This is a genomic window from Collinsella sp. AF36-3AT, assembly GCF_003475205.1.
In the GTDB taxonomy this organism is placed as follows: domain Bacteria; phylum Actinomycetota; class Coriobacteriia; order Coriobacteriales; family Coriobacteriaceae; genus Collinsella; species Collinsella aerofaciens_AF.
The window spans coordinates 75,826-89,617 of the sequence record NZ_QROZ01000003.1 but is presented as its reverse complement, the minus strand read 5'-3'; the positions used below and the strand labels follow the sequence as shown (position 1 = coordinate 89,617).

Below are 13,792 nucleotides of genomic sequence, written 5' to 3'. Positions count from 1 at the left end.
TATCGCACTGTTGCTACAAAGTTACGAATAAGGCAACGAGCGGATGTTTCATTTTGATTACGATGCAGGTAGATAGCTTTTTGACCGCCTGACGAGCAAATCGCGTGTTTCGAAGCTGTTTCCCGCACGTTTCGAAACCACCACAAAGGGGACAGGCACCTTTGTGGTGGTTTTGGCGAGATGCGTTGGCGGGAACGGATGTGAATCGAACACATCCAAGACGTTTTGCACGCCTCACAACGGTTTTGAAGACCGCGGGGCCCACCGGAGCCCATCCGCTCCCAAACGTGGCGGTATTTTACCAAACCCAACAGACCACAACCGAAAAGAGCGATGCGGAAACCGCTAACGCAGCGATCTCAGACCGCCGGACTCCTTGTCGAGTACTGTAAAGCGCACGGCATCCAGGTGCTCCAAGATGCTAATGGTTCGTTTGCGCGACACGCCCAGGGCTTCGCGCAGCACACTCGTGGTGGCGGCGCCGCCAGCAGCCTCGATAGCCGTCGCAACAACCTCACGCGCATGGGCCTCGGCAGCGGCGGACAAGGCAACGTCGCGCTCGACCTTAACGATCGAGTGGTTGAGCGAAAGCTCGCGCAGTGCACGCGTCATGGTGTCGCGATCGAGCTGCAACTGTTCGCTCACCTCGGGAAGCGTCGGCGCATTAAGACCGGCCTCATCCAGCAGGGCCACGATACGCTGGCCAGCCTCGCGCACCACGCGTATCGCCGCGGCGGCGGAATGCGGGTCGAACACCTCGGCACCGTCGACGGCGCACACGCCACGTGCACAGCCCTCGGCAATAAGTGCCATCGCGACATCGTTACCGGCGCCCGGCCAAGCCGCGTGCGCGACCGCACCGGACGTAAAGCCGATCTCCTTGGGAGCCGCCGCGTGCATGGAGGACAAGGCCGCAGCCAGCACATCCATTGCAGCATCGAGAGCCGAGGCATCTGCGTAGAGCACCGCACCGCCCGCAGCAAGCTCGCACACGGCAGCCTGGTCCACAAGCCCACGCAAAACGATCTCGACCTCGCCGGTAACAAGATCGAGCGCTGCGGCAACACCGGCAGCAGCAACAGGCAGCGTTTGCAGCGCCAGCCACGCGTGTACGCCGTCCGCGACATCTCCGGACTCAAGCGCCGCATACAACGCGCGCTCCCCCGCCGACAGGACCCGCGCGCGGCGACAGCGCGATAGCAGGACGCGTCCGCCGCCAAGCAGCGAAATCGGCGAATACGACAGAATGACGGCATGATCGCCGGCGCGCAACGGCAGCGGCCGTTCCAGGCGCACCTGCACCACACGCGTCTCGCCGACCGCAATAGGCGGCTCGTCGTCTAAAAGCATAATGCGGCCGAGCACCTCAGCCGTGCCCGCCATAACGTGCACGCGTGTACCCGAAGCAAGAACGCCGGCTCGCACGCCATCGCGCCCCACATATGTCAGTTGCATCAAAAAGCGCAGCGTCTGGCCCACGCGACCCTCGACGCCGAGCATCTCGCCGCGCTTGAGGCCCGCCACGCCATCGCCCACCAGGTTCAGGGCGACGCGCTGGCCGGGAACCGCGCACTGGGTATCCCCGTGAACCTGCACCCCGCGCACGCGACAGCGCGTTTGCGACGGCAGCGCAACGAGCTCATCGCCAACCGAAACGGGACCGTCGTGCAGCGTACCCGTCACGACGGTTCCGGTGCCGCGGATGCTAAAGCAACGGTCGATGGGAAGACGGGGCGCGGCGCCCGAGCCAGCGGTCGCCTCCAGATGCTCCGACCAGCACGAACAAACCGTGTTATCGAGCGTCGTAAGCAGCTCGTCCAGGCCCTCGCCCGTCTTGGAGGACACCGGCACTATAGAGGCACCCGCAAACACGGTCCCGTCCAGAAACGCCTCGACATCGAGCTCCGCCAGCGCGGCAATCTCGTGGTCGGCCAAATCGCGCATCGTGAGTGCGACGACCATGCGCGTCACACCCAACAGCTCCAGAACCCGAACGTGCTCGCGGGTCTGCGGCATCACGCCCTCAACGGCCGAAACCGCCAGCAACGCAACGTCCACGCCGGTGGCGCCCTGCACCATGGCGCGCAGATAGTGCGCATGCCCGGGTACGTCGACCAAGCCGACAAGCTTGCCGCTGGGAAGCTCGAGCTCGCCAAAGCCGAGCTCAGTGGTCATGCCTCGGCGCCGTTCGACCTCCAGACGGTCGGGATTTTTGCCGGTCAGCGCCTCGATAAGGGCCGACTTTCCGTGGTCGACGTGTCCTGCCGTTCCGACGATAACGGGACATTCGACAAGCTCGCGCGCGGTCATCGACGCAAACCTGCCCGCACGGCATCCGCCAACGCAGACGCACACAGGTCAAGGTCGGTGTCGCGCAAAAGCGTGCGAACGTCAAAAAGCACCTGGTCGTGCCGCACGCGCGTCACAACCGGCGTATCGGGCTCCTGTACCATAGCGCGCTTTAGGCCATCGGCGGATAGACGCCCATCGACGGGACAGACGGCAACGCAAAAAGTTGGGAGCTCGACGGTCGGCAGCGAACCGCCGCCCGGAGCAGACACGCCCTCGACAACCTGCAGCTCCACCGCCTCCTCACACTGAGACTCGCGAAGCTTGCGCAGCATGCGGTCATGCAGGCGCTTGGCCTGACGCTCGAGCGGAGCCGGCGCGCCGGAAAGCATGTTGAGCACCGGGATCTCCCGATGCGCTGTATCGGATCCGGTCACATACAGGCGCAAAGTGGCCTCGAGCGCCGCGAGCGTGAGCTTGCCGGGGCGAAGCGCGCGCATAAGCGGATGCGAGGCACAGGCGGCGATTACCTGGGCGCTACCGAGAATAATGCCCGCTTGCGAGGCGCCGAGCAGCTTGTCGCCCGAGCACGAGACGACGTCAACGCCGGCGCAAAGCGAGGCGGACGTGGGCTTCTCCCCAGCATCGACGAGCACCTCATCTGTAAGCAAAGCGCCCGAGCCCTGGTCCTCGTACAGTAACAGCCCGTGCTCATGCGCCAGCGCAGAAAGCTCCGCCGCGGAAACCTCCTCGTGGAAACCCTCGATACGGTAGTTAGAAGGATGAACTTTCAAGATCATCGCCGTATTGGGCGTAATGGCGCTTCGGTAATCATCCAGATGCGTGCGGTTGGTGGAGCCCACCTCGACAAGCTTGGCACCCGAAGCCGCCATGATATCGGGAATGCGGAAGCTGCCGCCCACCTCGACAAGCTCGCCACGGCTCACGATGACCTCTTTGCCGCTTGCATGCGCGGCAAGCACCAGCAGCACCGCCGCGGCGTTGTTGTTGACAACCAGGGCGTCCTGCGCCCCCGTGAGCGTGCGCAGCAGACGCGCGGCATGCTCTTTGCGGCCCCCACGGGCACAGGTCGCGACGTCATACTCAAGCGTGCTGTAGCCGCGGGCGACATCGGCCACCGCCTGCACCGCTGCGGGAGCAAGCGGAGCACGGCCCAGATTGGTGTGAATCACAACGCCCGACGCGTTGACGGCAGGGCGCAGGGTCGGCAGCGACAGTCGGTGGCACCGCTGCTCGATGGCCAAGGCGAGCTCGCGCTTATTCCTAGCGGGGACGCCAGAGCGAATCGCCTCGCGCTCGGCATCGAGCTCGGCATCAATCGCCTCGCGCACAATCATGTCGCCCGCATCGCCGGCAGCCTTCATGACCGGCCACTCGGCCAGCAGCTCGTGAACGGCGGGAATGGAGCGCAGGCGGTCGCGCACCTCGGCAGGCATGGATTCGCAGTCGCTCATGGAAAGCCTTTCGACATGTTCAATAAAAAGCGGGTCCCCTTTGTCGTCAGCAGCAAAATGCGGCAACGCACATGCAAAAAGGGACAGGTCCATTATGGCAGCTCGTGACAAGACGGCGCAGCGCCTCGCTCAAAACCTGCCAAAATAAACCTGTCCCTTTTTGGTCGGTTATGGGTTGGGTCCTTTAGGACTCTTTGTTGGCGTAGATAAACCAGTAGCCCAGCGCCACGATCAGGGCGCCACCCACGATATTGCCCAGCGTGGCGACCGTAAGGTTGAGCGCCAACCCGGCAGCGTTGAGGGCATCGGCGCCAGCGACATCGGCTCCATAGCCGCAGGAGTGCATCAAAATACCCATGGGCAAAAAGTACATGTTGGCGACGCAGTGCTCAAAACCGCAGGCCACAAAGGCAGCGATGGGCAGCAAAATGCCCACGACCTTGTCGACCACGGTCTTGCCGGCAGTGCCGATCCATACGGCCAGGCAGACAAAGATGTTGCACAAAATGCCGCGGAAGAAGATGGTAACGGCGTCGATCGCAACCTTACCGGCGGCGACGCTCACCATGGTATTGGCGACGGCCTCGCCGTTGAGCTTATAAATAGCTGCCATGTAAATCAAAAAGACAACGAACAGGGCGCCGGCAAAGTTGCCGATCCACACAACAGCCCAAGCCTTGAACATCTGGACGAGCGTAATCTTTTTGCTCTTAAGCGCGCATACCATAAGCGAGTTACCGGTAAACAGCTCCGCGCCGCAAATGAGCACGAGCACCAGTCCCAGGCAAAAAGCAAGACCGCCCACGAAGCGCTGGGCGCCCCAGCCAAGCGTGGGATCGCTCAGAAAGACCGTGAAGAACAGGCCGCCGAAGGCGATAAACGCTCCGGCGAACATGGCGAGCAAAAAGGCCTTCGAGACCGGCAGGTTGGCCTTGGTAACGCCGGCGGCCTCGGACTTAGCCTCGATCGCGGCGGGCGCCAGGCAGTCGGGGGTGGGGTATTCTGCCTTACTCTGTGCCATGGCAATCACTACTTTCTTACGATGTGGGACAAACGCTCTTGGTTCATTTGCCCCGCGAGGTCGGACGGTATAAAAATAAACGCGAGCCAAATTAGCATATTGGCCTGCGATTATATAGCTTGGAGCGGGCGACGGGAAGTCCAAGGATTTGCTTCGCAAATCCTTGTTTCGCTGCGGGCCTTCGGCCCTTGCGTGCTGCGCTGGAAAATGCTCACGCATTTTCTCAGCTCCGCACCCTGACGGGTTCGATTCCCGTCGCCCGGCGCGTAAACGAAAACAGCTCTGATTCCCAAAGGAAACCAAAGCCGTTAAAACAATTCTTATGGAGCGGGCGACGGGAATCGAACCCGCGTCATCAGCTTGGAAGGCTGGGGTTCTACCATTGAACTACGCCCGCAAGATATGGTCGGGACGACAGGATTTGAACCTGCGACATCCTGCTCCCAAAGCAGGCGCGCTACCAAACTGCGCCACGTCCCGAAGGTGTTGAGCAGCTAAGGCATAAACCTTGCGTGTCCCAAAGCGAAGGAAATTATAGGGGAGACTTCCCGCCTGTGCAAGCGGCGATATTCTAGCTCCTCGAATGTGCGACAAACCGGCTGTGGAGCAGGCCTATCACAAACGCCACCACGGCGACCGGCGCCCACGCGGCACCGATATCCGCCAGCGGCAGCGCATCGAACGGTAGCCACGCGCCAGCAAAGAACGCGTCGCGGACCGAGGTGATCACGCTCTGCACCGCGACGACGCCGCCGACCCAGACCCATACCTGCGGATGCGCGTCGCAAAAACCGTGCACCAGGCCCATAAGCACCAGCACAATGGCAACGGGATACAAGGCATTGAGCATGGGCACCGAGAACATAAGAATCACGTCGAGGCCCACGTTGGAGAGCACGCACGAAAACGCTGCGAACACAAAGGCGAGAACCGCAAAGGGGCGGCGCATGGCCTCCTCAGAGGCCTCCGCTCCCCCTTCGACCACATACGTCTCGCAGAAGTAACGCGAGCAGCAGCTGATGAGGCCGATGCACACGTTCATGCAGGCGAGGAAAAAGATCGCAAAGACCACGACCGTGCCGGCAAGCCCAAAATGCATGGAGGCCGAACGGGCGAGGATGGCGGCGCCGTTGGTAGCGTCGGGCATCACGGTGCCGAGCTGCATACCGGCAAGGCCCAAGCCGCAGTAGATGATGGCCATGAGTACGCCGGCGATCACACCGGAACGCGAAATCTCGAAGGCCACGCGCTTGTCATCGGTAACACCCAACTCGTGGATGGTCTCGGCGATGATGATGCCAAAGGCGAGCGACGCGAGCAGGTCCATGGTCTGATAGCCAGTCAGAAAGCCCTGCACGGCAGCGCCAGCATCGTAGGGGGCCTGCGGCGCGGCAGCGGGACCCAGCGGCGAGATCACGGCAGCACCAACGACCAGCACGATGAGCGCAATGAGCGCGGGGCCCGTAATGCGGCCGAGCACGCGTGTGATGACGCCCGGGCGCAGCGTGAGCGCAAACGCGACGACAAAGAAGCCGACGGCAAACACCAGGCGCGCCGTGCCGAGCGAGACGCCCTCGGGCAACAGCGGCACCAGCATCTCGAAGGCCGTGGAGCTCGTGCGCGGAATGGCCAGGCACGGGCCGATAGCCAGATACACCGCCGCGACAAAGAACTCGCCGAACTTGGGATGCACACGGCCGGCAAGCTCGCGCGCCGTTCCGGCAAGTGCCACGGCGATAAAGCCCATGACGGGCAGGCCGATGGCGGCAATGAGAAAGCCGAGCATGGCGACCGGCGTGGCAGAACCTGCCTGCAGCGCCAGCAGCGGCGGAATAATAAGGTTGCCGGCGCCAAAGAGCATCGAGAACAGGGCGATACCGACGGTAACGACATGGTCGGAGCGCAGGCCGCGCGGCGCGGATGAGGCCATGGGACCACCTTTCGGGTCGAAACAAAAACGGGACGGGCAAAAGGCCCATCCCGCAAGTATATACGCTTTAGCAAGCTAAATCGCGCAAAGCTTCAATCGCGGCGTCAACTTCCTCGTCCGTGTTGAAATACCCAAACGAGAAGCGAACGACACCCTGGCGCTCGGTCCCCAACGCGCGGTGCATGAGCGGAGCGCAGTGGGCGCCGGGGCGCGTCGCAATCCCCCACCCTTGCATGAGCGCGTCCGAAATCTCGGCCGAATCGATATCGCCCACGTTGAGTGAAACGATCGCCGAGCGCACGGGCTGGTCAAAGGCACCGTAGAGCTTGATCTCCGGGATTTCGCGCACGCCAGCGAGAAAGCGATCCGCCAGTGCTCGCTCATGCGCCGCAATCGCCTCGACCCCACCTTGGGCCTCGATAAAGTCGAGGCCGACAGAAAGGCCGGCGACACCGTGGCCGTTGAGCGTGCCCGCCTCGAGCCGCGTGGGCCACTCCATGGGCTGTAACGCATCGAAGCTGTGCACGCCCGTGCCGCCCATGGCCCAGGGCGCCACGTCGACGCCCTCCGCCACGGCCAGGCCGCCGGTGCCCTGCGGGCCCATGAGCCCCTTGTGGCCGGTAAAGCACACCACGTCGAGCCCCATGGCCTGCATATCGATATGCGCCGTACCGGCAGACTGCGAGGCATCGACGATCACAAGCGCACCCGCGGCATGTGCCAAGGCCGCCACGCGCGCAATGTCGACCGCGTTGCCGGTCACATTAGAGGCATGCGTCACCACCACGGCACGCGTACCGGGCGTGACTAGCCGCTCGAGCTCGTCGTAGTCGAGCGCGCCGCTTACGTCACAGCCCGCATGCTCAACGGTCACACCCCGCTCCGCTGCCAGGCGGTTGAGCGGACGCAGCACGGAGTTGTGCTCGAGCACCGTCGTGACCACGCGGTCGCCGGGGCGCACCACGCCACAGATGGCGGTGTTGAGCGCCGCCGTAGAGTTGGGCGTAAAGCACACATGATCAGCCCGCGGGCAGCCCAGCAAGCGCGCGAGCTTGGCACGGCAACCGTGAATCGTACGAGCGGCATCGAGGGCACCCGACGTGGCGCCGCGCCCGGCATTGCCGAGCGAGCACATCGCCTGCGTCACGGCATCGATGACCGTCTGCGGCTTGTGCATGGTCGTCGCCGCGTTATCCAGGTAGATCATCGCACGACCTCCCACATATCAATCACGGTATAGCCCTCGGTGGGAACGCCCGCCGCGGCGAGTTCGCCGCGCAGCAGCTCCTCATCGGCAGGCAACGCTTTCCACGCCAGACCACAGCCGGCAGCGACCTCCCCGGGCACGGGAATCGTTCGCCCGGGAAGGCCGCGCTCGATGCACAGGGACTCGCAGCCCATGGCGGCCGCCGTGGTGGGAAACGTGATGACAAGCGCCGGGCGCTTCTCCCTCATGGCAACTCCAACCAATACGCTACGGGCGCACGACGCGCACGGCCTGCTCCATCTTCTCCACGATCACATACATGTTCGTGACCTCGCCCACGGCAAGCTGGTCCTTAATGCCATAGTGGTCGAGGCAGGTGCCACAGGTGAGGATTTCGACGCCCTGCTCAGCCAGCCCCTTCAGGTCGTCGAGCACCGGAGAGCCCTCGACGGTGAGCTTGGCTCCGCCGTTGTAGAACAGCATGGTCGCGGGCAGCTCCTCCTGCTGCGTCACGGCAAAGATGAAGGCCTTCATGAGCTTGTGGCCCAGCTCGTCGTCGCCGCGGCCCATGCAGTCGGTGTAGACGGAAATGACGAGCTCGCCCTTGCCGGTGCTGGCACCACAGAAGGCAGCGCCATCCTGCTCGGGATCGGCCACGGCAATGGCGCCAGAGGTCGCCACGGTCACGTGCCACTCAGCGTCAGAAACCTTCTCGACCGAGGCCGTGCAGCCCTTCTCCTGCGCCATCTTGGAGATGTTCTTGACGGCGGTCTCGTTATCGACCGAGGTCACCACGGCACCCTCGCCGTCAAGCTGTTTGAGCGCCTTAAGCGTCTTGACAACGGGCAGCGGGCAGGCATCGCCCATGGCATTGACTTCAATTTTGGTAGACATAGCTACATCCTTTCAAAAGGGACCGCCCAGAACAGCAGGCGGTCGCATAAACGGTTTTCCTTAATGCACAACGCGAACAGCAGGACCGCCCGGCACCGGCTCGCACACGCGACCGATTGTGGCGGCAACGCGCCCCTCGGCATGTAAACGACGCGCAAGCTCATCCACATCGGCAGCAGGCGCCGCGATGAGCAAACCACCCGAGGTCTGCGGATCGTACAGCGCATCCAACATGCCCGGCTCCAGGTCCTCGTCGGCAGCCACGCGCGGGCCAAAGAAGTCCTGGTTGCGATAGGAGCCAGCGGGGATAATGCCCAGACGCGCCATGTCGAGCACCTGGTCAAAGAGCGGCACCGCCCCCGACGCAAGCTCAATCTGCACGCCCGAGCCCTCGGCCATCTCGCACGCATGCCCAATCAGGCCAAAGCCCGTAATGTCGGTGCAGCCGTGAAGTTCGAGCCCCTCGGCCAAACGGATCGGGGCCTCGTTGAGGGTGCGCATAGAATCAAACATCCGGCTGGCCTCGTCCTGCTCGATGAGCTCGCCCTTAATGGCCGTGGTGATAATGCCCGAGCCGATCGCCTTGGTCAGCAGTAGGACATCGCCCACGCGCGCACCGCTGTTGGCGAGCATGCGGTCGAGTGGCACAAAACCGCTCACGGACAGGCCGTACTTGGGCTCGTCGTCGTTGATGGTGTGGCCGCCCGCGATGGTGCAGCCAGCCTCGACGCACTTGTCGGCGCCACCCGCCAAAATCTGCCCGGCAACCTCAACGCCCAGGCAATTGGGAATGCACAGCAGGTTCATAGCATGACTCGGTCGTCCACCCATGGCGTATATGTCCGACAGCGAGTTTGCCGCCGCGATCTGGCCAAACAGAAACGGGTCGTCGACCATCGGCGGGAAGAAGTCGATGGACTGCACGAGGCCCAGGTTATCGCCGACGCGGAAGACGCTCGCATCGTCGGAGGTATCGAACCCCACGAGCAGGTTGTCGTTATGCACATTGGGTAAGTCGCCCAAGACCTGGGCGAGGGCTCCAGGAGCCAACTTAGCGGCTCAACCGCTCGCGGCAGTCATAGACGTGAGCTTAATCTGATCGTCAGCCATCGATACCTCCTCTCGCCGGTCAATCATTTCCTACCAGTATACGCATGAATGCAGGCCCACGGCCGATGCATTAATCGAGCGCCTGTGCGCGAATCGCCGCGCCGATGGCACCGGCAAAGCGGGCCTGGGGCGAGGTGGTCACCGGCGACCCCAGCAGCTCGCCCAACCGCTCCACAACGTAGGCGTTCTCGCACAGACCACCGGTCAGATAGTACGGGGCGCCCACCGCCTGCCCGGCCATGGTCGCCACGCGCGAGACCACGCTGTCGATCACGCCACGTGCGATGTTCTCGCGCGGCTCACCGCGACCGATCAGGCTGATAACCTCGCTTTCGGCAAATACCGTGCACATGCTGCTGATCTTGGTAGGCTCGCCGGAACGCGCCAGGTCGGCCATCTGCTGCTGGGAAATGCCTAGGCGGTCGGCCATGATCTCCAAAAAGCGCCCCGTGCCGGCAGCGCACTTGTCGTTCATGGCAAACTTGGCCACGCGGCCGCCTTTAAGCTGGATGACCTTGGTGTCCTGGCCCCCCACGTCAATCACCGTGCCGTGATCGCCAAACAGACGCACGGCACCGGTGCCGTGGCAGGTAATCTCGGTCACGACCTTGTGAGCGTAGGGCACGGCGACACGGCCGTAGCCAGTCGCGACCACGCGAACATCGTCGGCACACACGTCATAGCCAGCCGCGACAAGCTCGCCGCGCAAGCGCTCCGCCGCATCGACCGACGAATACCCCGTCGGCATGACGCAGGTCCACGCGATGGCGCCGTCCGTGTCCACCACCGCGGCCTTCGCCGCCGTCGAGCCTATGTCGATACCAATGCCAACCACGGCATCCTCCTTCTATGCGGCAAAGCGACTGTCCCTTTGCCGCATTTATCCTACAGGGTTTCGATGAAGGCGGCGATGCGGGTCTCGATCTGGCCCATGTCACCGTTGCTGTAGTCGGTCTCGATCTTCATATACGGAATACCCGCACCCTCGACAGCCTCCTGCATGCGCGCACTCTCCACGTTAAAGGTGTGGCAGGCCTGTAGCACGCTCTCTACCACGCCATCGACATGATACTTCTCGCACATGGCCAGCGTGTTTTCCATACGACCGTCGTTGGGCGTCATGACCGAGCAGTTGATGTCCAAGTAGCGGTCGGCGATGGCGCGCAGGATATCGGGAGCCTCCGGGTCGATCATCATGGCCGCCGTGCGCTCGCCCGAGCAGTCGTCCATGCACACGACCACACCGCCGTTGGACTCGATAGTACGGCCTATCTTGTTGATCACGCCGCCCACCGGGCAGCCGGTGATCAGAACGCGCTTGGCATCCGCCGCAACCGGGCGCTCGCCCGCGTCGTAGGCCTCGCGCAGCTTGGCAACCTTTTGCTCCAGCTGCTGCGTATAGGCCTCGATATCAAAGCTGAACGTACCGGCAAACATAGTGCTCATCAGGTCGACGCCGCTCATGGCCGCCGGCTGGTTAGCCTGCAGCGCAAACATCTCGAGCTGGGCGGCACGCAGGCGGTTGCGACGACGGACGGCAGCGCGCAGGTCATCGTTGGTAATCGTGATGCCGTAGAAGTTCTCGAGCTCCTCCTTGAGCAGGCGGCACTCCTCGTACCAGCTTTCACGCTCGTAGGCGCGATCGCGACCCTGCGGCAGGTGCAGAATGTGCGTGCGCTTGAGCTCCCCCAGCAGTTCGTACATCTTCTTCTTGCCGTCGCAGGTGGTCTCGCCGATGATCATGTCGCTAAAGTACGTAAACGGGCACTTTTGCGAATAGGCAAAACCATACGTCGACTTGATGAGCGGGCAGAGGTTTGCCGGCAGCACCTTCTCGGCCTCGGGAATCACCTCGTCGGACGTACCGCACAGAGCCACGCTCGAGGCGCCCGCGGCATCGATAATCTCGAGCGGCGTATAGCTGCACAAAAAGCCGACCAGGCGATTACCCGCCTGCTTGTAATCCTTAACGCGAATAAACGCCGCCTTGCGCTGCTCGTTGAACTCCTCAAACGTGCTGGGCAACGGCTGCTCAATATTTTCCGACATATAACTCCTAAACCTTTTAACCAACCAAGGAAGCGGCTTTCCCAGGTGCCCGAGGTTGCCGTGAAAGAGACGCGCCGCGTACTTTCGCACGCAAGCGACGGTTTGAACGGCAAGATCGGATGCCTGGGAAAGCCGCCGGGACGGATAGCCCTAAATGGTTTCCAGGAAGGCCTCGATCCTGGTTTGCAGTTGGCCTGCATCCTCACCGGCGTAGTCGGTCGTGATGTGCATAAACGGAATGCCGGCTTCCTCGGCGGCCTTCTCCACGGCAAACGACTCCATCTCGTAGAGCGTGCAGAACTGCAGGGCCACGTCGACAATGCCGTCGGCATGCAGGTCCTTGGCCATCTGGACAATGTCCTTCATACGCTGGTCGTTGGGCGTAAAGACGGCGCAGTTGATCTTAAAGTAGCGCTCGGCGATGGCATCGAGCATCTCGTCCACCGTCTCACCGGACTCGTCGACCAGGTCCTTGTAGTAGCGCGAGCCCGTGCAGGACTCCTCGCCTACCACAACGCCGCCGGCTTTCTCGATGAGGTTGAACAGCTTCCAGTTGGGCACGGCCATGGGCGTGCCGGTGTACAGGATGCGCTTGGTCCCCTTGGGCGCCACGCCCTCGCCGGCCTCGACACGCTGCTCGCACTCAGCCGCCATATCGTTAATGGCTCCGGTCAGACGTGGCGTGTCGTCCATAAAGGCGGCCTGAACGGTCAGCAGGCTGTCAAGACCGCTGATGGGCGCAGGGTCGGCAGCGCGCGTGGCAGCGAGGCGCTGCAGGGCGCGACGCTTCTCATTGACGGCGTGGATGGCGGCCTTCAGACGCTCGGGCGTAATCGTGACGCCGCACTCTTCCTCGATCTTGGCGGCGAGCTTCTTGACCTCGGCCTTCCAGGTCACGAGCGTCGACTCGTCGTGTACGTTGGGAATATCCATGACGTACATGTTCTTTTGCGTGGCAAAGAACTCGTAGGCTTTCTTCTTGCCATCGCAGGTGTTCTCGCCTACCACCAAGTCACTCGACTCAATGTAGGGGCAGACCTCGCCCAGCTTAAAGCCGGCAAAGCTCTTGATAAGCGGGCAGGTGTTGCGCGGCAGATGCTCCTCGACCTTATCGGTTGCCCAATCGGCACCCGAGCACAGGCCCACGGGAATACCGTCGCAGGCAAGCACAATCTCCTCGGGCACGTACACGCAGAACGAACCGACGATCTTGGTGGCCTCGCCGGCCTCCTTCTTGTCGAGCATCTCCTTAATACGGCCGCTGTGGATGTTGGTGGCCACAAAGTCCAGGTAGGACGTGGACTTGGGGCGATTGTTCTGCGTCAAGAACATATCGCCGTACATCTGGCCCACGGCGCCCAGCAGCATGTCGTGGTCGGCAAGATTCATGCCGAGGCTCTCCCACATCGGATGGAAATCAAATTCTTCAGCCATGACGGTTCCCCTCTCGAACCAAAAACGGATAACAGCGATATCGATGCACGACGGGCGGCGATTGCCCTGCCGTGCTCAAGCCCGGAATTTTGGGGAACCTGCTTTGCGGTTGACTATTTAGTTGTGCGTCGTCTCTCCCGGAGCCGTGAACATACCTGCTCATATGCGGCTCCGAGCGATATATAGGGCACGCGCGGCAACGCGGCAAATGTATGTCGTCTGCGGCATGTGCGCACCCTCCTTTACAAGTTAAGGTCAACTATATCAACGGTCATCGACCATGCGAACACCGTTGACATTCGTACGACAGCGTCGTGTGCCGCCTTTAATAAATTATTATCCTGATTGATAAGAGTTTGTCATCTCTCATTCGACGAACGGCA

At 62.3% G+C, this 13,792-nt stretch carries 11 protein-coding genes and 3 tRNA genes; all 14 read right to left on the bottom strand.

Translation table 11 applies throughout. From position 1 onward, the window contains the following. Positions 1–186 precede the first annotated feature (186 nt). The 14 genes from DW003_RS09925 to DW003_RS04165 all read right to left on the bottom strand — a co-directional run bounded on the left by DW003_RS09925 (position 187) and on the right by DW003_RS04165 (position 13,409). Positions 187–283, bottom strand: a tRNA-Sec gene (locus tag DW003_RS09925). A 62-nt stretch (positions 284–345) separates the two neighbouring features. Continuing rightward, positions 346–2,310 (bottom strand): selenocysteine-specific translation elongation factor, encoded by a 1,965-nt coding sequence (gene selB / locus DW003_RS04225; RefSeq protein ID WP_117786476.1) that lies wholly within the window; start codon positions 2,308–2,310, stop codon positions 346–348. Continuing rightward, positions 2,307–3,764 (bottom strand): L-seryl-tRNA(Sec) selenium transferase, encoded by a 1,458-nt coding sequence (gene selA / locus DW003_RS04220; protein ID WP_158558628.1) that lies wholly within the window; start codon positions 3,762–3,764, stop codon positions 2,307–2,309. The genes selB and selA overlap by 4 nt, the downstream gene beginning before the upstream one ends. A gap of 184 nt (positions 3,765–3,948) precedes the next feature. Then, the gene (locus DW003_RS04215) at positions 3,949–4,785 is read right to left on the bottom strand and encodes a formate/nitrite transporter family protein (protein ID WP_117758999.1); all 837 of its coding nucleotides are present in this window, start codon (positions 4,783–4,785) and stop codon (positions 3,949–3,951) included. Between the two features lie 323 nt (positions 4,786–5,108). Then, a tRNA-Gly gene (locus DW003_RS04210) sits at positions 5,109–5,182 on the bottom strand. 6 nt (positions 5,183–5,188) lie between these two features. Next, a tRNA-Pro gene (locus tag DW003_RS04205) sits at positions 5,189–5,265 on the bottom strand. 91 nt (positions 5,266–5,356) lie between these two features. Then, positions 5,357–6,715, bottom strand: a complete 1,359-nt coding sequence (gene brnQ / locus DW003_RS04200) for a branched-chain amino acid transport system II carrier protein (protein WP_117840093.1) — start codon at positions 6,713–6,715, stop codon at positions 5,357–5,359. Between the two features lie 67 nt (positions 6,716–6,782). Further along, positions 6,783–7,922, bottom strand: a complete 1,140-nt coding sequence (locus DW003_RS04195) for an aminotransferase class V-fold PLP-dependent enzyme (RefSeq protein WP_118387731.1) — start codon at positions 7,920–7,922, stop codon at positions 6,783–6,785. Further along, positions 7,919–8,170 (bottom strand): DUF3343 domain-containing protein, encoded by a 252-nt coding sequence (locus DW003_RS04190; protein WP_022095212.1) that lies wholly within the window; start codon positions 8,168–8,170, stop codon positions 7,919–7,921. Before DW003_RS04190 ends, DW003_RS04195 begins: the two co-directional genes overlap by 4 nt. A gap of 19 nt (positions 8,171–8,189) precedes the next feature. After that, complete coding sequence (gene yedF, locus DW003_RS04185; protein ID WP_118387729.1) at positions 8,190–8,816, bottom strand: sulfurtransferase-like selenium metabolism protein YedF; 627 nt, start codon at positions 8,814–8,816, stop codon at positions 8,190–8,192. A gap of 60 nt (positions 8,817–8,876) precedes the next feature. Beyond that, positions 8,877–9,926: a selenide, water dikinase SelD gene (gene selD / locus DW003_RS04180; protein WP_118387727.1), complete on the bottom strand. Its 1,050-nt coding sequence runs from the start codon at positions 9,924–9,926 to the stop codon at positions 8,877–8,879. Between the two features lie 70 nt (positions 9,927–9,996). Further along, positions 9,997–10,761: an acyl-CoA dehydratase activase gene (locus tag DW003_RS04175; RefSeq protein ID WP_118387725.1), complete on the bottom strand. Its 765-nt coding sequence runs from the start codon at positions 10,759–10,761 to the stop codon at positions 9,997–9,999. A gap of 50 nt (positions 10,762–10,811) precedes the next feature. Then, positions 10,812–11,975 (bottom strand): double-cubane-cluster-containing anaerobic reductase, encoded by a 1,164-nt coding sequence (locus DW003_RS04170; protein ID WP_118237889.1) that lies wholly within the window; start codon positions 11,973–11,975, stop codon positions 10,812–10,814. A gap of 150 nt (positions 11,976–12,125) precedes the next feature. Further along, positions 12,126–13,409: a double-cubane-cluster-containing anaerobic reductase gene (locus DW003_RS04165; RefSeq protein WP_117584066.1), complete on the bottom strand. Its 1,284-nt coding sequence runs from the start codon at positions 13,407–13,409 to the stop codon at positions 12,126–12,128. Positions 13,410–13,792 lie beyond the last annotated feature (383 nt).

Excerpts from the sequence above, each read along its gene's own strand:
- DW003_RS04195 (WP_118387731.1), bottom strand. The coding sequence starts at position 7,922 with ATGATCTACCTGGATAACGCGGCGACGACCATGCACAAGCCGCAGACG.
- selA (WP_158558628.1), bottom strand. The coding sequence starts at position 3,764 with ATGAGCGACTGCGAATCCATGCCTGCCGAGGTGCGCGACCGCCTGCGC.
- DW003_RS04165 (WP_117584066.1), bottom strand. The coding sequence starts at position 13,409 with ATGGCTGAAGAATTTGATTTCCATCCGATGTGGGAGAGCCTCGGCATG.
- brnQ (WP_117840093.1), bottom strand. The coding sequence starts at position 6,715 with ATGGCCTCATCCGCGCCGCGCGGCCTGCGCTCCGACCATGTCGTTACC.
- DW003_RS04190 (WP_022095212.1), bottom strand. The coding sequence starts at position 8,170 with ATGAGGGAGAAGCGCCCGGCGCTTGTCATCACGTTTCCCACCACGGCG.
- yedF (WP_118387729.1), bottom strand. The coding sequence starts at position 8,816 with ATGTCTACCAAAATTGAAGTCAATGCCATGGGCGATGCCTGCCCGCTG.
- DW003_RS04170 (WP_118237889.1), bottom strand. The coding sequence starts at position 11,975 with ATGTCGGAAAATATTGAGCAGCCGTTGCCCAGCACGTTTGAGGAGTTC.
- selB (WP_117786476.1), bottom strand. The coding sequence starts at position 2,310 with ATGACCGCGCGCGAGCTTGTCGAATGTCCCGTTATCGTCGGAACGGCA.
- DW003_RS04215 (WP_117758999.1), bottom strand. The coding sequence starts at position 4,785 with ATGGCACAGAGTAAGGCAGAATACCCCACCCCCGACTGCCTGGCGCCC.